Raw genomic sequence first — 16083 nt, forward strand, 5'->3', positions numbered from 1 at the left:
CCGGCGCCGCTATGCGGGGTCGGTCCGCCAGGCGGTCATGTTGAGCTCGTCGAGCAGCCGCACGTCGTTGCCCTCCAGCGGGAAGGTGCGCGCCTCCAGGCCGGGCGCCGGCGCGATCTGCAGGGCGTCGCCCTCGATGAGGTCGCCGCCGGTCGGGGTGGACACCCAGGCCAGGAGGGAGCGCGCGGTCTGCCCCGGCTTCAGCACGACCTCCTTCGGCCCGCGATCGGTGCCCATGTAGGAGGACCCGGGGTTCACCGGGACGGGCAGCGGGTCGCCGGCCTCGTCCAGGGCCCGGACGGAGGGGTAGCCGTGGACCCGGTACGGCTTGCCGCCGCAGTTGGTGAGGGTGAGTCCGACGGCCCGGTGGCCGAGCGCCGCCTCCACCTCCCCCATGTCCACGACGACACCGGAGGACGGACAGCCGGCCCGGGGGGTGGTGCCCGTGGGCGTGGGGGCGGGGCCCTGCGCGGCGGGCGGCCGCTCGGGGAGGGTGACGCTCGGGAACGGGGTGGGCAGCTTGTCGGCGTGCACGGCCCACGAGCCGCTGGGGGTCGGTTCCGGCTCGCCCTCGCCGGCGGGCACGAGGAACCCGGCGCAGCCGGAGAGCGTCAGGCCCAGGACCCCGGTCAGGAGCGCGGCCGCCGCCGGTCCGCGTCCGGCCGTTCCCGCCCCGGTGTCCGCCCCTGTCGGTCCCCGCACGCCCACGCACCCCGCCCCATGTCGACCTGCCGCATAGGTGTTCGATCATGCCAGAGGTCGTGGCCGCCCACGACTGTTCAGTTCTGCTTTCCCCCCGACCCCAGCAAAGCTAAGTGGACCTTTACGCTCCGGGCGGCTGAGACTGGGGGAATGACAGCAACCGCAGCCCCCTTCGGCCGAGCGCTCTGCGCCATGATCACCCCCTTCACCGCCGACGGCGAGCTGGACCTGGACGCCGCCGGGAAACACGCCGCCGGCCTGGTCGCCGACGGCTGCGACGGCCTGGTGCTCAGCGGCACCACGGGCGAGTCCCCGACCACCACCGACGCCGAGAAGTCCGCGCTGCTGAGGGCGGTGCGGGCGGCGGTGGGCGACGGGGTGCCGATCGTCGCCGGGGCCGGCTCCCCGGACACCCGGCACACCGTCGACCTCGCCCGGCAGGCCGAACGGGCGGGCGCGGACGGCCTGTTGGTGGTGACCCCGTACTACAGCAGGCCCCCGCAGGCCGCCGTCGAGGCGCACTTCCGGCGGGTCGCCGACGCGACCGGCCTCCCGCTGATGCTGTACGACATCCCCGGCCGCACCGGCACCCGCGTCGAGCCGGAGACCCTGCTGCGGCTCGCGGAGCACCCCCGCGTCGTGGCGGTGAAGGACTGCGCCTACGACCTGCTCGGCTCCACGAAGGTGATCGGCGCGACCTCGCTGGCGTACTACTCGGGCTGCGAGGAGCTGAACCTGCCGTTGTACGCGGTGGGCGCGGCGGGCTACGTCAGCACGGTCGCCAATGTGGCACCCCGTCAGCTGCGGGCGGTCCTGGACGCCTTCGACGCCGGGGACACCGCCCGGGCCGCCCGGCTCAACCTGCTGAACGCCCCGCTCGTCGAGGCCATGATGGCGTCCGGGCTGCCGGGCACGGTCACGGCCAAGGCGCTGCTCGACGCCGGACCGGTCCGCGAACCGCTGCAGCCCGCCGGGCGCGGGGCGTCCGACGGGCTGCGCGAGATCCACGGGGAACTGCTCCGCGCCACCCGGGGGGCGTGACCGGGCGGCGGCGGGGCGTCCGGTCAGTTGTGGCTGTGCAGGACCTCGTTGAGGCCGCCCCAGACCGCGTTGTTCGGGCGGGCCTCGACGGCCCCGCTGACCGAGTTGCGGCGGAAGAGGATGTTCGAGGCGCCGGAGAGTTCGCGGGCCTTGACGATCTGGCCGTCCGGCAGCGTGACGCGGGTGCCGGCCGTGACGTACAGCCCGGCCTCGACGACGCACTCGTCGCCGAGCGCGATGCCGACCCCGGCCTCGGCCCCGATCAGGCAGCGCTCGCCGATGACGATGCGCTCCTTGCCGCCGCCGGAGAGGGTGCCCATGGTGGAGGCGCCGCCGCCGATGTCGGAGCCGTCGCCGACGACGACGCCCGCGGAGATCCGGCCCTCGACCATGGAGGTGCCGAGGGTGCCCGCGTTGAAGTTGACGAAGCCCTCGTGCATGACGGTGGTGCCGGCGGCGAGGTGCGCGCCGAGCCTGACCCGGTCGGCGTCGGCGATCCGGACGCCCTTCGGGGCGACGTAGTCCGTCATCCGGGGGAACTTGTCGACCGAGGTGACCTGGAGGTGCAGGCCGTCGGCGCGGGCGTTCAGCCGGACCTTCTCCAGGTCGTCCACGGCGACCGGGCCGAGCGAGGTCCAGGCGACGTTGGAGAGCAGGCCGAAGAGGCCGTCCAGGTTCTGGCCGTGCGGCTGGACGAGGCGGTGCGAGAGCAGGTGCAGGCGCAGGTACGCGTCGTGCGCGTCGAGCGGCTTGTCGTCGAGCGAGGCGATGACCGTACGGACGGCGACGACCTCGACACCGCGGCGGGCGTCCACGCCGACGGCCTTGGCCGCGCCCTCGCCGAGGAGGTTGACGGCCTGGTCGGGGGTGAGCCGTTCGGTTCCGGCCGGGCCGGGCTCTGCGGTGAGTTCGGGGGCGGGGAACCAGGTGTCGAGAACGGAACCGTCGCCGGCGATGGTGGCGAGGCCGGCGGCGACGGCGCCGGTGGTGCGAGCAGGAGTCGTGTCGGTCATGACACGAAACCTAACCGCCGGGGCACCACCGGGGCCAACCGGTCCCACCGGATGGTCGCGGACCGGCCCCGAAGAGCCGACCTGCCAGGTCAGCCGGGCTGTGTCCGCCGTTCGAGCACCGGCGCGGCGGGCCCCTCGCACACCGGCGCGGACGGCGCACCGGCCTCCCGCAGCCGCCGCGCCGCCAGTACCGCCGTCCCCGCGGCGCAGGCCAGCACCGCGCAGACGGGCCAGAGCAGTCCGGGCGCGTGGGCGTAGAGCGCGCCGCCGAGCGGCGGGGCCAGTACCTGGCCGCTGATGGAGGCGCCCGCGTACAGGCTCTGGAAGCGCCCCTGCGCGTGGGCGGGGGCCCGGTCGGCGACGTAGGCCGTGGCGGTGGTCTTGTAGAGGATTTCGCCCGCCGTCAGCGAGGCCATCATCGTGACGGCGAACAGCGCGCCCGCGCCCGGTATCAGCACGGCGTACCCCAGCCCCACCAGCAGCAGCCCGACGCCCACGATGCCCAGCGGCGCCCGTCGGCGCAGCGCGTGCGCCGCGGGGAGTTCCAGCAACAGGATGAGGCCGCCGTTGATGGAGAGCAGCCAGCCGTAGAACTGGGCGTCGTGGCCGTGCTCGGCGAGGAAGACGGGCAGGGTCGAGTACTGCTGCCGGTAGACGAGGTCGACGCAGAGGATCGCGGCCAGCAGGACCGGCACGGCGGGCCTGGCCCGCAGCTCCCGCAGGAGGCCGGGCGCGCCGGGATCGTGGGCCGGACGGGTGTGCGCCGTGCCGTGCGCCGGGAGCACCGCCGCCGCGTATCCGGCGAAGAGCAGCGTCCCGAGTCCGTCGGCGACGAACAGCCAGTCGTACGAGAAGCGGGCGGCGATCAGCGCGCCGAGCGGCGGCCCGACGGCGAACGCGGCGTTGCTCCCGGCGCGCACCAGGGCGAAGCTCTGGCGCCGGCTCCCCTCGGGGACGGAGACCGCGACGAGCGCGGCGTTGGCGGCGCGGACGACTCCGGCCGCGTACTGCGCGAGCGGCAGCGCCCCGTACATCGCCGCGACCGGCAGGACGGGCAGGACGGCGAGCGCGGCCCCGCTCACCAGCGCGCCGGTCAGGAGCATCCGGCGGTGGCCGTACCGGTCGCCGAACCAGCCGCCGGTGAAGTTCCCCGCGACCAGACCGACGCCGCCGATGCCCGCGATCACCCCGGCCTGCGGGACGCCCAGTCCGCGCGGGCCGGTCAGATAGACGAAGAGGTAGACGAAGGTGAAGCTGACGACTCCGTTGAGGAAGGAGCCGAGGGCCAGCAGCCGTACCGTGCGCGGCACGTCCCGCACGAACCCGAAGACCTTCATCCACGACACCCCTCAGTGAGTTTCTTTTGGGAACTTACTATGGCAGCGTGTTTTCCTGCGGGTCAATCCAGTAGGAGACGAAACGGGAGACCGACGGAGGAGCCATGCCCCAGCGCACCAGCCTGGCCGACGCCGACTGCACGATCGCCCAGGCACTCGATGTCGTGGGCGACTGGTGGACCCTGCTGATCGTGCGGGACACGGCACGCGGGGTGCACCGTTTCGACGCGCTCCAGCAGGAACTGGGCGTGTCCCGCAAGGTGCTGACCGAGCGGCTGCGGCTGCTGGTCGACGCGGGGGTGCTGTCCAGGGAGCCGTATCAGGACCGGCCCGCCCGGTACGAGTACCGGCTCACCCCGCGCGGCCGCGCGCTGCTGCCCGTACTGATCGCGCTCCAGGACTGGGGCGACACCTGGGTGCTGGGAGAAGGAGAGACGATGGCGACGACCGCGGAGACCTCGAAGGAGGCGGCCCGGGTGCACGCCCTGGTGGGCACGCGCCTGCCCGAACTGCGCCTGCTGGACCACGACGGGGAGTCGCGCGACCCGGTCGCCGACACCCCGTACACCGTCCTGTACCTCTTCCCCGGCGCCTACGCCCGCCGGGACGCCTATCCGCCGGACTGGGCCGAGATCCCGGGCGCGAGCGGCTGCACTCTCGAATCCTGCACCTACCGCGACCAGTTGGCCGAGTTCACGGCGGCGGGCGCGACCGTGCGCGGGGTCTCCACCCAGCGCCCGGACGAGCAGCGGGCCTTCGCGGAGGCGGAGCGGCTGCGCTTCGCGCTGCTGTCCGACGCGGAGCTGGAGCTGACGGCGGCGCTGCGCCTGCCGACCTTCCGGGCGGGCGGGACGAGCCGGCTGAAGCGGCTGACGCTGGTGGTGGACCGGGACCGGACGGTCCGCCGGGCGCTGTACCCCATCACGGACATCGAGGCGAGCGTGCGGGAGGCGCTGTCGGCCGTCCGGGACGGGGGAACGCCCACGGGGTGAGGAACGCGGTGCGCCCCCGGCGGGGCCGCACCGCCCCTGCGGTCGGCGGCCCTCCGGTCGGCCGACCTGTCAACCTGTCAATCCGTCGGCCGGTCGCCCCGCCGGCCGACGATCCTGCCGAGCATTTCCCGCGCGTACGCCTCGTCGTACTCCCCGCCGGTGAGCAGTACCTGGAGGCAGATCCCGTCCATCAGCGCGACCAGCGCCCGCGCCGTGGCCGGGTCGGTCCGCCGGGACAGCAGTCCGGCGACGCCGTCGGTCCACTCGGCGGCGACGGGACGCAGCGCGGGGCGGCGGAGCGCGGCGAGATACAGCTCGTACTCCAGCTCGGCCCGCCCGCGCCCGCCGGAGAAGTACTCCCCCAGCAGCCCGGCCAGTTCCCCGGCGAGGTCGGTGTCCGGGTCGCCCAACGCCCCGCTGCCCCGGATGACTTCGGCGAAGTTCTCGTTCGACCGGCGCAGCGCGGCGATCAGCAGCTCGTCCAGCGAGGCGAAATGGTAGGTCGTCGAGCCGAGCGGCACATCGGCCTCGGCCGCCACGGAGCGGTGGCTGAGCCCCGCGATGCCCTCGGCGCCGACCACCCGGATCGCGGCGTCGATGATCCGGTCGCGCCGCCCGGGGTCGTAACGGCGCGCCATCAGTGGGCCCCGCCCAGATTCAGCACCACCACTCCGGCGATGACCAGCGCTATGCCCGCCAGTTTGACCGGGCTGCCGGTCTCCCCCATGAAGAGGACGCCGATGGCCGCGACCGCGGCGGTGCCGATCCCGGCCCAGATGGCATAGGCGGTGCCCATCGACAGCGTCTTCAGCGTCCGGGCGAGCAGGCCGAAGGCCAGGAGGTAGCCCACGACGGTGATCACCGACGGCCAGAGCCGGGTGAAGCCCTCGCTGTACTTCATGGCCGTCGTGCCGGCCACCTCCGCCGCGATCGCTGCCGCCAGCAGCCCGTATCCCATGTGTACGAGTGTACGCATCGCCGTCCGCGCGACGGGGCCGAAGCCTCCCACCGGCCGGAACGCTACGGTGTCCCGACCGGGAGCACACCAGTACGACTGGACACCAGTACGACGAGACATGACGGAGCGACAGTGGCGCAGGACGCAGGGTGGGGCGGCGGAGCACCGTACGGGGGACCTCCGGGGCCCATGGGATGGGGTGGCTGGATGCCACCGCCGCCCAGGCCCGGGGTGATCCCGCTGGCACCCCTGAAACTCGGGGACATACTCGGCGGCGCCTTCAGTGCGATGGGGCGCCACTGGAAGCAGCTGTTCGGCATGGGCGCGGCGGCCTACGGCGGGGCGCTGGTGATCGTGGTGACGGCGGCCCTGATCGCGTACTCGGCGATCAGCGACCCGCTGCGCCGGGTCGTCGAGCTCAGCGCCGACGAGGACGCGACGGCGGCCGACGTGATGCCGCTCGTGATCGCCTTCGGCGTCGTCTGGCTGGTCGCGATGCTCGCCTTCGTGGTCGCCACGGCCCTGCTGTACGCGACCGTCCCCGTGGTCCTCCAGGAAGCCGTGCTGGGCCGGTCGACCACCTTCGGCGCCGTCTGGCGCCGGGTCTGGCCCCGGGTGCCCGCGGTGATCGGGACGGTGTTCCTGTGCTTCCTGATCGCGATGATCCCGATGCTGCTCGTGGTGGTCGGCTTCTTCGCCCTCGTGATCGGCGCGATCACGCCGGCACACGACACCGGCGCCACCCTGTGGGTCGTGCTCGGCTTCCTGGGCGCCTTCGCCACCACCCCGCTCGCGGTCTGGCTCTGGGTGAAGTTCTGTCTGGCCCCCTCGGTCGCGGTCTTCGAGAACCAGTCCCCGCCGGCGGCCCTGCGCCGCTCCTCGCAGCTGGTGCGCGGCGACTGGTGGCGGGTCTTCGGCATCACCCTGCTGGCCTTCGGCATCGCCGCCGTGGCGAGCTACCTCATCCAGATCCCGTTCTCGTTCCTCGGCATGTTCTCCGGCATCATCGGCGGCGCGAGCCTGGACGCGGACCCCAATCCGGCCTCGGTCGTGTTCGCCATGAGCGGCTACCTGGTGATCATGCTGCTGGGCCAGCTGGTCGGCCAGTTCTTCTCGGCGACCTTCCCGCAGCTGGTGACCGGTCTGGTCTACGTCGACCGCCGCATCCGCACCGAGAACCTGGGCCCGGTCCTCGCGGAGGCGGCGGCCGTGCCCCCGCAGCCGCAGCCCGACCCGTACGACCCGTACGGCCGGTAGCCGCGCCGCGTCAGCCGCCGACGCGGAACCGGACCGTCCGGGACTTCTTCCACTCCGCGTGGTCGAGGTCCTTCGCCTCCGTGCCGTCGCCGTACAGGTCGGCCGACCCGGAGTCCGTGACCAACTGGGCGCGGGCGTCCGGGTCCGTCAGGTCCGGGACCGCGACGACGGCCTCCCAGCCGCCCGGGTCCGTGGTCGGCAGCTCGGCCCGCAGGACCGGCGGGTGGGTGGCGACGCCGTCCCAGGCGTAGAGGGCGTACGGGTCGGAGTTGTCGTCGGCGGCCCAGGAACCGGCCACGATCAGGTACTGGTCGGCGGCGTTCTTCCGGATGTCGCGGATGCTGAGCCCGCCGAGGTCCAGCTCGATCGGGTCGCCCATGACCGCCTTCGCCCCGTGGCCGGCCACCCGGTCGAAGTTGGTGACGGGCACGATCAGTGCCTCGCCCCCCGTCTCCGGCGGGACGAGCGGGGCCCGGAAGCCGAGGTACGCGGTGGTCGTCGAGCCGGGGGCGAACTCCAGGCCCTCGATGTTGAATCCGTCGATCTGCTTGGGCGCCTCGCCGTCCTTCGTGCCCTCCGCGAAGCCCAGCCGGTCGCCGTGCGCCTCGTCCCAGGCGACGAGATCGTCGCGGAGCTTCCCGTACGAACCGCCCACCGTCAGCCGGGTGGCGGCCCCGGAACCGGTCACCTCCGTGGTGAAGACGGTGTTGCGGTCGGCCTTGTACTCGCCGTCCTTGTTGTTGCCGAGCGAGCCGGTCCAGTAGATGGTGTCGCCGACCCGGGCCCCGCCCTCGATGTCGATCTCCTTCGACACCCCGAGGTCCGGGCCGACGTCCCAGCTCCGCACGGGCGCACCGGACGCGGAACCGTCGTACAGACGCAGCGTGTTGGACTCGTCGTCGGCCACGACCAGGTATCCGTCACCCACGTCGACGGCGGCCGAGGCGTCCGAGGAGCCGGTGAGGTACCGCGTGCCGGCGGCGTCGCGGACCGCGGCCGACGCGGCGTAGTGCAGCTTCTTGGTGGCGGTCGCGCCGTCGGGTCCGGTGACCTTGATCGTGAGGTCGGTGTATCCGCGGCCGCGGGCGGCGACGGACAGCTTCCGGGTGGTGCCCGTCCCGGTCACGGTCACATCGCCGGTGCTCGCGACGGACGGCCGGGAGCTGGCGGACGCCGTCACCCGGAGCCCGTCCGCGTCGGCGCCGCTCTGCTTCACGGTGACGGTCACCGCGGGGTCGCCGGTCGCGCCGACGGCGCCGGAGAGGTAGGAGACCGAGAGCCCGATCGTCGGTGTCCCGTAATCCGCGGCGTGCGCGGGGACGCCGATCCCCGCGGCGGTCAGTGCGAGGACGACACCGGCCGCGGCGGCCACCCGGCGGTCGGTGAACGAAAGCTGATGCGGCACGGCATGCCTCTCGTCGACGTGACAGGTCGGAGAGAGACTGCACCACCGGGGCCACGCGCATGCGTACACCGCACGGACGGAGGACGAACACCGATGCACACCGTGCCCCGCTCGAACGCCCGCGGCCGCCCGCCCACCGCTTGCACGAACCGTGCGTACGAAGGCAGGCTCCGGACCGTCAAGAACATTGAACGTGCGAGGTTCCGCCCATGAAACAGCTGCTCATCCACCGGGTCGTCCCTGTCCTGCTGCTCCTTCAGGCCGCCTACTTCGGCTTCTTCGGGCTGCTGCTCACCGGGTGGGACACCGATACCGCCGAGCTCGACCACACGGAGCCGTCCGCGGGCACCGGCCTCCTGTTCACGGGCCTGCTCCTGGTGGTGGCGCTGCCGGCCGTCGGCGGCGCGGCCCTGCTGGGCCGGGAGACCGTGCGCGCCCGGGTTCCGGGCCGGGTCCGGGCAGCGTGGCTGGGGGCCCTCGGGATCGCCGAACTCGCCGTGGCGGCGGCCTTCGTGGGCATGGCCCTCCAGGAGCCGGTGGGGTCCGACAGTCCGGTCGTGGTGGTGGCCGTCACGGCCTGTGCGGCCATCGCGGCGGTCTGTGCCGCCGAGGTCCGGGGCGGCGCGTCCCGCGCTCCCCAGCCCTCCCCGCACATCTGAACCGGCTCTTCGGCACGGGCATGCGCACGGCCCCCGGAATCCGTCGGAAACCGGGGGCCGTGCGTCGCGTGGTGAACGGCTCAGACGTTGAAGCCCAGCGCGCGCAGCTGCTCGCGCCCGTCGTCCGTGATCTTGTCCGGGCCCCACGGCGGCATCCAGACCCAGTTGATCCGCAGTTCGTTGACGATGCCCTCCGTCGCGGACTTCGCCTGGTCCTCGATGACGTCGGTCAGCGGGCAGGCCGCGGACGTCAGCGTCATGTCGAGGGTGGCGATGTTGGCGTCGTCGATGTGGATGCCGTAGATCAGGCCGAGGTTGACGACGTCGATGCCCAGCTCGGGGTCGACGACGTCGTACAGGGCCTCACGGACCTCCTCCTCGGAGGCCGGCTTGATCGTCGGGCTCTCGTCGGTTGTCACCGTGTTCTCGCTCATGCCGTCTTCCCTTCGGACAGCGCTTTGGCCGTCGCGTCCTTCCACGCCATCCAGCTCAACAGCGCGCACTTCACCCGGGCGGGGTACTTGGAGACGCCGGCGAACGCGACCGCGTCCTCCAGCACCTCCTCCATCGCGTCGTCCGGCTCCAGTTGGCCCTTCGACTGCATCAGCTCCAGGAAGGTCTCCTGGATCTTCTGCGCCTCGCCCAGCTCCTTGCCCACCAGCAGATCGTTCAGTACGGAGGCACTGGCCTGGCTGATGGAGCAGCCCTGACCCTCGTACGACACATCGGCGATGGTCTCGCCGTCGTACTTCACCCGGAGAGTGATCTCGTCGCCGCACGTCGGATTGACGTGGTGCACCTCGGCGTCGCCGTCCCGCAGGCCACGCCCGTGGGGGTGCTTGTAGTGGTCCAGGATCACTTCCTGGTACATGGAATCAAGCTTCACCAGTCAACCCTCAGCCACTCGCCCGTTTATCCGAAAAAGTTCCGTACGTGCTCCAGACCGTCCACCAGGGCGTCGACCTCGGCGGGCGTGGAGTACAGATAGAACGACGCCCGCGTGGTCGCAGGAATTCCGTACCGCAGGCAGACCGGCCGTGCGCAGTGGTGTCCGACCCGGACGGCGATGCCCTGTTCGTCCAGCACCTGGCCCACGTCGTGCGGGTGGATGTCGCCCAGCGTGAAGGAGATCGTGGCGCCCCGGTCCTCGGCCGTCGCCGGGCCGATGATCCTGAGGTCGGGCACCTCCAGCAGCCGCTTCACCGCGTACTCGGTGATCGCGTGCTCGTGCCGGGCGATCTTCTCCATGCCGATCGCCGAGAGGTAGTCCACGGCCGCGCCGAGGCCGACGGCCTGGGCGATCGGGGGCGTACCGGCCTCGAACTTGTGCGGCGCGGGGGCGTACGTCGACGAGTGCATCGACACGGTCTCGATCATCTCGCCGCCGCCCAGGAACGGCGGCAGGTCCTCCAGGAGCTCCTGCCGTCCCCAGAGCACGCCGATGCCGGTCGGGCCGACCATCTTGTGGCCGGTGAAGGCCACGAAGTCGGCCTGCAGCGCCTGCACGTCGAGCACCATGTGCGGAGCGGCCTGCGAGGCGTCGATGCAGACCAGGGCGCCGACCTGCTGGGCCCGGCGGATGATCTTCTCGACCGGGTTGATCGTGCCCATGATGTTGGAGACCAGGGTGAAGGAGACGATCTTCGTCTTCTCCGTGATGATCTCCTCGATGTTGGACAGGTCGAGGCGGCCGTCGTCGGTGATGCCGAACCACTTCAGCTTCGCGCCGGTGCGCTGCGAGAGCAGCTGCCACGGCACGATGTTGGAGTGGTGCTCCATCTCCGTGGTGACGATCTCGGTGTCGTGGTCCACCCGGTAGGGCTCGTCGGCCCAGCCGAGCATGTTGGCCACGAGGTTGAGCGACTCGGAGGCGTTCTTGGTGAAGATCACCTCGTCGCGGCTGGGCGCGTTGATGAACGCGGCGACCTTGTCACGGGCGCCCTCGTACAGCGCCGTGGCCTCCTCCGCGATCGTGTACACACCGCGGTGCACGTTGGCGTTGTGCCGCTCGTAGTACTCGTTGAGGGCGTCGAGCACCTGGCGCGGCTTCTGCGAGGTCGCCGCGCTGTCCAGGTAGACGACCTTCTTCCCGTCGTGGACCGTCCGATCCAGCAGGGGGAAGTCCTTGCGGATCGCCTCGGTGTCGAGGAGGCCCGGCAGCTGTGTCACGCGGAAGCGCCACCCTTCACATATGCCTCGTAGCCCTCGTTCTCCAGCTTGTCGGCGAGCTCGGCGCCGCCGGACTCGGCAATGCGGCCGTTGGCGAAGACGTGCACGAAGTCGGGCTTGATGTAACGGAGGATCCGCGTGTAGTGCGTGATCAGCAGGGTGCCGACCTCACCGGTCTCGCGGACCCGGTTGACTCCCTCGGAGACGATGCGGAGGGCATCGACGTCCAGACCGGAGTCGGTCTCGTCGAGGATCGCGACCTTCGGCTTGAGGAGCTCCAGCTGAAGGATCTCGTGGCGCTTCTTCTCACCACCGGAGAAGCCCTCGTTGACGTTGCGCTCGGCGAACGCCGGGTCCATCTGGAGCCGGCCCATCGTCTCCTTGACCTCCTTCACCCAGGTGCGCAGCTTGGGCGCCTCGCCGCGGACGGCGGTGGCGGAGGTGCGCAGGAAGTTGGAGACCGAGACGCCGGGGATCTCGACCGGGTACTGCATGGCCAGGAACAGACCGGCGCGGGCGCGCTCGTCGACGGACATCTCCAGGACGTCCTCGCCGTCCAGGGTCACCGAGCCGCTGGTGATCGTGTACTTGGGGTGACCCGCGAGGGAGTACGCGAGGGTGGACTTGCCGGACCCGTTGGGGCCCATGATGGCGTGGGTCTCGCCCTGCTTCACGGTCAGGTCGACGCCCTTGAGGATCTCCTTCGTGGCGTTGTCGGCCTCGACGGAGACGTGCAGGTCGCGGATTTCAAGCGTTGCCATGGGTGACTCAGGACTCCTGGGTGACGGAGACGAGCACATCGTCCCCTTCGATCTTGACGGGGTATACGGGGACGGGGCGCGTCGCGGGAAGGCCGGACGGCTTGCCGGTGCGGAGGTCGAAGCTGGAGCCGTGCAGCCAGCACTCGATGGAGCAGTCCTCGACCTCTCCCTCGGACAGCGAGACGTTCGCGTGCGAGCAGATGTCGTTGATCGCGAACACCTCGCCCTCGGTGCGGACGACGGAGACCGGGACGCCGTCGAGCTCCACCCGTTTCGGGGTGTCGTCCTCCAGCTCACTCAGCGCGCACGCTTTCACGAAGGCCATCAGACGGAAGCCTTCAGTTCGGCCTCGATCTTCTCCATCAGCCGCTCCTCGACGTCCGGCAGACCGATCTGCTGGACCAGCTCGGCGAAGAAGCCGCGCACGACGAGCCGACGGGCGTCCTCGGCGCCGATGCCCCGGGACATGAGGTAGAAGAGCTGCTCGTCGTCGAAGCGGCCGGTCGCGGAGGCGTGGCCGGCGCCGACGATCTCGCCGGTCTCGATCTCCAGGTTCGGCACCGAGTCGACCCGCGCGCCGTCCGTGAGGACGAGGTTGCGGTTCATCTCGTAGGTGTCGGTGCCCTCCGCCGCGGCCTGGATGAGGACGTCGCCGATCCACACCGCGTGTGCGCCGTCGCCCTGGAGCGCGCCCTTGTAGGCGGCGTTGGACTTGCAGTGCGGGGTGTTGTGGTCGACCAGGAGGCGGTGCTCCTGGTGCTGCCCCTTGTCGGTGAAGTACAGGCCGAAGAGCTCGGCCTCGCCGCCGGTGCCCGCGTAGTTGACGCGCGGGTGGAGCCGGACCAGGTCGCCGCCGAAGGTGACGACGATCGACTTGAACGAGGCGTCCCGTCCCACCAGCGCGTTGTGCTGGCCGACGTGGACCGCGGTCTCGTCCCAGTCCTGCACGGAGACGACGGTGAGCTTGGCGCCGTCACCGAGGACGTAGTCCACGTTGGCGGCGAGCACCGCGTCACCGGTGTGGTCGATGACGACGACGGCCTCGGCGAAGGCGCCCAGCTCGACGACCTGGTGGCCGTAGGCCACGCCGCCCTCGCCGTGCACCGCGATCCGGATCGGCTCGGTGAGCACGGCCTCCTTGGGGACGGTGACCACGGACGCCTGCTCGAAGGAGCTGTACGCCTGGGCGGCGACGCGGTCCACCGGGGTGCCGGCCCGGCCGAGCCGGGCGTCGTCGCGGCCGACGGTCTCGACCGTGACGCCCTCGGGGGCCTCGATCGCGACCTTCACACCGCCGCCGGTGGCGACGGCCGTGCCGTCGTGCAGTCCGCGCAGCCGCTCCAGCGGGGTGAACCGCCACTCCTCCTCGCGGCCGTGCGGGACCGGGAAGTCCGCGACGTCGAAGGACGGGGGGGCGCTCATGCGCGTGGCGACGGTCGACTCGGCGGCCACCGCGATGGAACCGGCGGTGGTGGAACCCGTCGGAAGATTCTGAGCCTCAGCCATGGCTGTCGTAGTGCTCGCTTTCTCTGTCAAAAGTCGGGGATTCGGTCGTCGGGCCTGGTCAGCCGACCGAACCCTCCATCTGCAGCTCGATCAGCCGGTTGAGCTCCAGGGCGTACTCCATCGGCAGCTCCTTGGCGATCGGCTCGACGAAGCCGCGCACGATCATCGCCATCGCCTCGAACTCCGTCAGGCCGCGGCTCATCAGGTAGAAGAGCTGGTCCTCGGAGACCTTGGAGACGGTCGCCTCGTGCCCCATGGAGACGTCGTCCTCGCGGACGTCGACGTACGGGTAGGTGTCGGAGCGCGAGATGGTGTCGACCAGCAGCGCGTCGCAGAGCACGTTGGACTTCGCGCCCGGGGCGCCCTCACCGATCTCGATCAGACCGCGGTAGGAGGTGCGGCCGCCGCCCCGCGCCACCGACTTGGAGACGATGTTGGAGGAGGTGTTGGGCGCCATGTGGACCATCTTGGCGCCGGCGTCCTGGTGCTGGCCCTCGCCCGCGAAGGCGATGGACAGGGTCTCGCCCTTGGCGTGCTCGCCCATCAGGTAGACGGCCGGGTACTTCATGGTGACCTTGGAGCCGATGTTGCCGTCGACCCACTCCATGGTCGCGCCCTCGTAGGCCACGGCACGCTTGGTGACCAGGTTGTAGACGTTGTTCGACCAGTTCTGGATCGTCGTGTAGCGGCAGCGGCCGCCCTTCTTCACGATGATCTCGACGACCGCGGAGTGCAGCGAGTCGGAGGAGTAGATCGGGGCGGTGCAGCCCTCGACGTAGTGGACGTACGCGTCCTCGTCGACGATGATCAGGGTCCGCTCGAACTGGCCCATGTTCTCCGTGTTGATGCGGAAGTAGGCCTGCAGCGGGATGTCGACGTGGACGCCCTTGGGCACGTAGATGAACGAGCCGCCGGACCACACGGCCGTGTTCAGCGAGGCGAACTTGTTGTCGCCGACCGGGATGACGGTGCCGAAGTACTCCTTGAAGAGCTCCGGGTGCTCCTTCAGCGCGGTGTCGGTGTCGAGGAAGATGACGCCCTGCTCCTCCAGGTCCTCACGGATCTGGTGGTAGACGACCTCGGACTCGTACTGCGCGGCGACACCGGCGACCAGGCGCTGCTTCTCCGCCTCCGGGATGCCGAGCTTGTCGTAGGTGTTCTTGATGTCCTCGGGCAGGTCCTCCCAGGACTCCGCCTGCCTCTCCGTCGACCTCACGAAGTACTTGATGTTGTCGAAGTCGATGCCCGACAGGTCCGAGCCCCAGTTGGGCATGGGCTTCTTGTCGAAGAGCCGCAGGCCCTTGAGGCGCAGCTTCAGCATCCACTCGGGCTCGTTCTTCTTCGCCGAGATGTCGCGGACGACCTCCTCGGAGAGCCCGCGCTTGGCTGCGGCGCCTGCCGCGTCGGAGTCGGCCCAGCCGAATTCGTACGTGCCCAGACCCTCGAGTTCGGGGTGGGCAGTCTCCGTGGGGAGCGTCATGCGGGGTTCCTCCCGGCCGTGCTTGCAGATGCTGAATCGGTGGTCTGTGGTGCTGCGTGGCCGCTGCGCGGAATGTACGTCGTGCACACACCGTCGCCGTGGGCGATGGTGGCCAGACGTTGCACATGCGTCCCGAGGAGAGTGGAGAAGAACTCCGTCTCCGCCTCGCACAGCTGTGGGTACTGCTCGGCGACATGGGCGACCGGGCAGTGGTGCTGGCACAGCTGCTCGCCCTGCTGCGGGCCGGGCGCGCTACGCGCCGTAGCAGCGTACCCGTCGGCGGAGAGGGCCTTGGCCAGTGCTTCGGTACGGGCCCCGGGGTCCGCCGCCTCGACCGCGGCGCGGTACGCGCCGGACTGGGCCTCGATCCTGGACCGGGCGAAGGCGGCGACCGCCTCCTCGCCCGCGTTCTCCGCGATCCAGCGCAGGGCGTCCGCCGCGAGCTGGTCGTAGGACTGGTCGAAGGCGTCCCGTCCGCAGTCGGTGAGAGCGAACACCTTGGCGGGCCGGCCACGGGTCCGTGCCCCGTACACCCGCTGCTCACGGGCCTCGACGACGCCGTCGGTGACGAGGGCGTCGAGGTGGCGGCGGACGGCCGCCTGGGTGAGGCCGAGGCGCTTCGCCAGCTCGGCGACGGTGGACGGACCGTGATCCAGGATGGAGCGCGCGACCCGGTTGCGCGTGGAGCGTTCTCCGGTCGCGAGTTCCTCCTGGGGAGCCTCGCCGACGTATTTCACAACGCCATTGTTGCGTAATTAATCGGGCAGTGACAACCCGCTCCCGGAGCGGTGGCGATGATGCGC

General features: G+C 71.1%; 18 protein-coding genes. 4 read left to right on the forward strand and 14 right to left on the reverse strand.

The annotated features are described in order from the left end of the window. Nucleotides 1-9: 9 nt before the first annotated feature. Nucleotides 10-702 carry a DUF4232 domain-containing protein gene (locus tag ACFYW1_RS05310; RefSeq protein ID WP_388987295.1) on the reverse strand — a complete coding sequence of 231 codons (693 nt, stop codon included), beginning with the start codon at nucleotides 700-702 and terminating at the stop codon, nucleotides 10-12. Nucleotides 703-852: 150 nt separating this feature from the next. On the opposite strand from ACFYW1_RS05310, the gene dapA reads away from it, so the two are divergent. Further along, nucleotides 853-1743: a 4-hydroxy-tetrahydrodipicolinate synthase gene (dapA, locus tag ACFYW1_RS05315; protein ID WP_388987297.1), complete on the forward strand. Its 891-nt coding sequence runs from the start codon at nucleotides 853-855 to the stop codon at nucleotides 1741-1743. A gap of 23 nt (nucleotides 1744-1766) precedes the next feature. Here the strand turns inward: dapA and dapD are convergent, their stop codons facing one another. Continuing rightward, nucleotides 1767-2756, reverse strand: a complete 990-nt coding sequence (gene dapD, locus ACFYW1_RS05320; protein ID WP_388987300.1) for a 2,3,4,5-tetrahydropyridine-2,6-dicarboxylate N-succinyltransferase — start codon at nucleotides 2754-2756, stop codon at nucleotides 1767-1769. Between the two features lie 89 nt (nucleotides 2757-2845). Then, nucleotides 2846-4093, reverse strand: a complete 1248-nt coding sequence (locus tag ACFYW1_RS05325; protein WP_388987303.1) for an MFS transporter — start codon at nucleotides 4091-4093, stop codon at nucleotides 2846-2848. A 104-nt stretch (nucleotides 4094-4197) separates the two neighbouring features. On the opposite strand from ACFYW1_RS05325, the gene ACFYW1_RS05330 reads away from it, so the two are divergent. Beyond that, a complete protein-coding gene (locus tag ACFYW1_RS05330) occupies nucleotides 4198-5085 on the forward strand; it encodes a winged helix-turn-helix transcriptional regulator (protein WP_388987306.1) in 888 nt (295 codons plus the stop codon). A 77-nt stretch (nucleotides 5086-5162) separates the two neighbouring features. On the opposite strand, the gene ACFYW1_RS05335 is transcribed toward ACFYW1_RS05330, so the two are convergent. After that, nucleotides 5163-5723, reverse strand: a complete 561-nt coding sequence (locus tag ACFYW1_RS05335) for a TetR/AcrR family transcriptional regulator (protein WP_388987309.1) — start codon at nucleotides 5721-5723, stop codon at nucleotides 5163-5165. Continuing rightward, the gene (locus tag ACFYW1_RS05340; RefSeq protein ID WP_388987312.1) at nucleotides 5723-6043 is read right to left on the reverse strand and encodes a DMT family transporter; all 321 of its coding nucleotides are present in this window, start codon (nucleotides 6041-6043) and stop codon (nucleotides 5723-5725) included. The genes ACFYW1_RS05335 and ACFYW1_RS05340 overlap by 1 nt, the downstream gene beginning before the upstream one ends. Nucleotides 6044-6250: 207 nt before the next feature. On the opposite strand from ACFYW1_RS05340, the gene ACFYW1_RS05345 reads away from it, so the two are divergent. Continuing rightward, the gene (locus tag ACFYW1_RS05345; protein WP_388987315.1) at nucleotides 6251-7300 is read left to right on the forward strand and encodes a hypothetical protein; all 1050 of its coding nucleotides are present in this window, start codon (nucleotides 6251-6253) and stop codon (nucleotides 7298-7300) included. A 10-nt stretch (nucleotides 7301-7310) separates the two neighbouring features. Here the strand turns inward: ACFYW1_RS05345 and ACFYW1_RS05350 are convergent, their stop codons facing one another. Next, nucleotides 7311-8705, reverse strand: a complete 1395-nt coding sequence (locus ACFYW1_RS05350; protein WP_388987318.1) for a hypothetical protein — start codon at nucleotides 8703-8705, stop codon at nucleotides 7311-7313. Between the two features lie 209 nt (nucleotides 8706-8914). On the opposite strand from ACFYW1_RS05350, the gene ACFYW1_RS05355 reads away from it, so the two are divergent. Further along, nucleotides 8915-9364 carry a hypothetical protein gene (locus tag ACFYW1_RS05355; RefSeq protein WP_388987321.1) on the forward strand — a complete coding sequence of 150 codons (450 nt, stop codon included), beginning with the start codon at nucleotides 8915-8917 and terminating at the stop codon, nucleotides 9362-9364. A gap of 80 nt (nucleotides 9365-9444) precedes the next feature. Here ACFYW1_RS05355 and ACFYW1_RS05360 read toward each other — a convergent pair whose 3' ends face one another. From ACFYW1_RS05360 to ACFYW1_RS05395, 8 genes are read right to left on the reverse strand one after another with little or no spacing between them, the layout of a single operon-like run. After that, entirely contained in the window at nucleotides 9445-9798 is a 354-nt protein-coding gene (locus ACFYW1_RS05360) for a metal-sulfur cluster assembly factor (protein ID WP_148834119.1), read from the reverse strand. Beyond that, nucleotides 9795-10250 carry a Fe-S cluster assembly sulfur transfer protein SufU gene (gene sufU / locus ACFYW1_RS05365; protein WP_148834121.1) on the reverse strand — a complete coding sequence of 152 codons (456 nt, stop codon included), beginning with the start codon at nucleotides 10248-10250 and terminating at the stop codon, nucleotides 9795-9797. The genes ACFYW1_RS05360 and sufU overlap by 4 nt, the downstream gene beginning before the upstream one ends. Nucleotides 10251-10276: 26 nt before the next feature. Then, nucleotides 10277-11533 (reverse strand): cysteine desulfurase, encoded by a 1257-nt coding sequence (locus ACFYW1_RS05370; RefSeq protein WP_388987325.1) that lies wholly within the window; start codon nucleotides 11531-11533, stop codon nucleotides 10277-10279. Then, the gene (gene sufC, locus ACFYW1_RS05375; RefSeq protein WP_148834125.1) at nucleotides 11530-12294 is read right to left on the reverse strand and encodes a Fe-S cluster assembly ATPase SufC; all 765 of its coding nucleotides are present in this window, start codon (nucleotides 12292-12294) and stop codon (nucleotides 11530-11532) included. The genes ACFYW1_RS05370 and sufC overlap by 4 nt, the downstream gene beginning before the upstream one ends. 7 nt (nucleotides 12295-12301) lie before the next feature. Next, entirely contained in the window at nucleotides 12302-12619 is a 318-nt protein-coding gene (locus ACFYW1_RS05380; protein WP_148834126.1) for a bifunctional 3-phenylpropionate/cinnamic acid dioxygenase ferredoxin subunit, read from the reverse strand. Then, nucleotides 12619-13800 (reverse strand): Fe-S cluster assembly protein SufD, encoded by a 1182-nt coding sequence (gene sufD / locus ACFYW1_RS05385; protein WP_388987329.1) that lies wholly within the window; start codon nucleotides 13798-13800, stop codon nucleotides 12619-12621. Before sufD ends, ACFYW1_RS05380 begins: the two co-directional genes overlap by 1 nt. 58 nt (nucleotides 13801-13858) lie before the next feature. Further along, a complete protein-coding gene (gene sufB, locus ACFYW1_RS05390) occupies nucleotides 13859-15280 on the reverse strand; it encodes a Fe-S cluster assembly protein SufB (protein ID WP_388987332.1) in 1422 nt (473 codons plus the stop codon). Beyond that, nucleotides 15277-16017 (reverse strand): helix-turn-helix transcriptional regulator, encoded by a 741-nt coding sequence (locus tag ACFYW1_RS05395; RefSeq protein ID WP_388987336.1) that lies wholly within the window; start codon nucleotides 16015-16017, stop codon nucleotides 15277-15279. Before ACFYW1_RS05395 ends, sufB begins: the two co-directional genes overlap by 4 nt. Nucleotides 16018-16083 lie beyond the last annotated feature (66 nt).

This window comes from Streptomyces sp. NPDC002669, assembly GCF_042889165.1.
GTDB lineage: Bacteria > Actinomycetota > Actinomycetes > Streptomycetales > Streptomycetaceae > Streptomyces.

Excerpts from the sequence above, each read along its gene's own strand:
- dapA (WP_388987297.1), top strand. The coding sequence starts at position 853 with ATGACAGCAACCGCAGCCCCCTTCGGCCGAGCGCTCTGCGCCATGATC.
- dapD (WP_388987300.1), bottom strand. The coding sequence starts at position 2,756 with ATGACCGACACGACTCCTGCTCGCACCACCGGCGCCGTCGCCGCCGGC.
- ACFYW1_RS05325 (WP_388987303.1), bottom strand. The coding sequence starts at position 4,093 with ATGAAGGTCTTCGGGTTCGTGCGGGACGTGCCGCGCACGGTACGGCTG.
- ACFYW1_RS05330 (WP_388987306.1), top strand. The coding sequence starts at position 4,198 with ATGCCCCAGCGCACCAGCCTGGCCGACGCCGACTGCACGATCGCCCAG.
- ACFYW1_RS05335 (WP_388987309.1), bottom strand. The coding sequence starts at position 5,723 with ATGGCGCGCCGTTACGACCCCGGGCGGCGCGACCGGATCATCGACGCC.
- ACFYW1_RS05340 (WP_388987312.1), bottom strand. The coding sequence starts at position 6,043 with ATGGGATACGGGCTGCTGGCGGCAGCGATCGCGGCGGAGGTGGCCGGC.
- ACFYW1_RS05345 (WP_388987315.1), top strand. The coding sequence starts at position 6,251 with ATGCCACCGCCGCCCAGGCCCGGGGTGATCCCGCTGGCACCCCTGAAA.
- ACFYW1_RS05355 (WP_388987321.1), top strand. The coding sequence starts at position 8,915 with ATGAAACAGCTGCTCATCCACCGGGTCGTCCCTGTCCTGCTGCTCCTT.
- ACFYW1_RS05360 (WP_148834119.1), bottom strand. The coding sequence starts at position 9,798 with ATGAGCGAGAACACGGTGACAACCGACGAGAGCCCGACGATCAAGCCG.
- sufC (WP_148834125.1), bottom strand. The coding sequence starts at position 12,294 with ATGGCAACGCTTGAAATCCGCGACCTGCACGTCTCCGTCGAGGCCGAC.
- ACFYW1_RS05380 (WP_148834126.1), bottom strand. The coding sequence starts at position 12,619 with ATGGCCTTCGTGAAAGCGTGCGCGCTGAGTGAGCTGGAGGACGACACC.
- sufD (WP_388987329.1), bottom strand. The coding sequence starts at position 13,800 with ATGGCTGAGGCTCAGAATCTTCCGACGGGTTCCACCACCGCCGGTTCC.
- sufB (WP_388987332.1), bottom strand. The coding sequence starts at position 15,280 with ATGACGCTCCCCACGGAGACTGCCCACCCCGAACTCGAGGGTCTGGGC.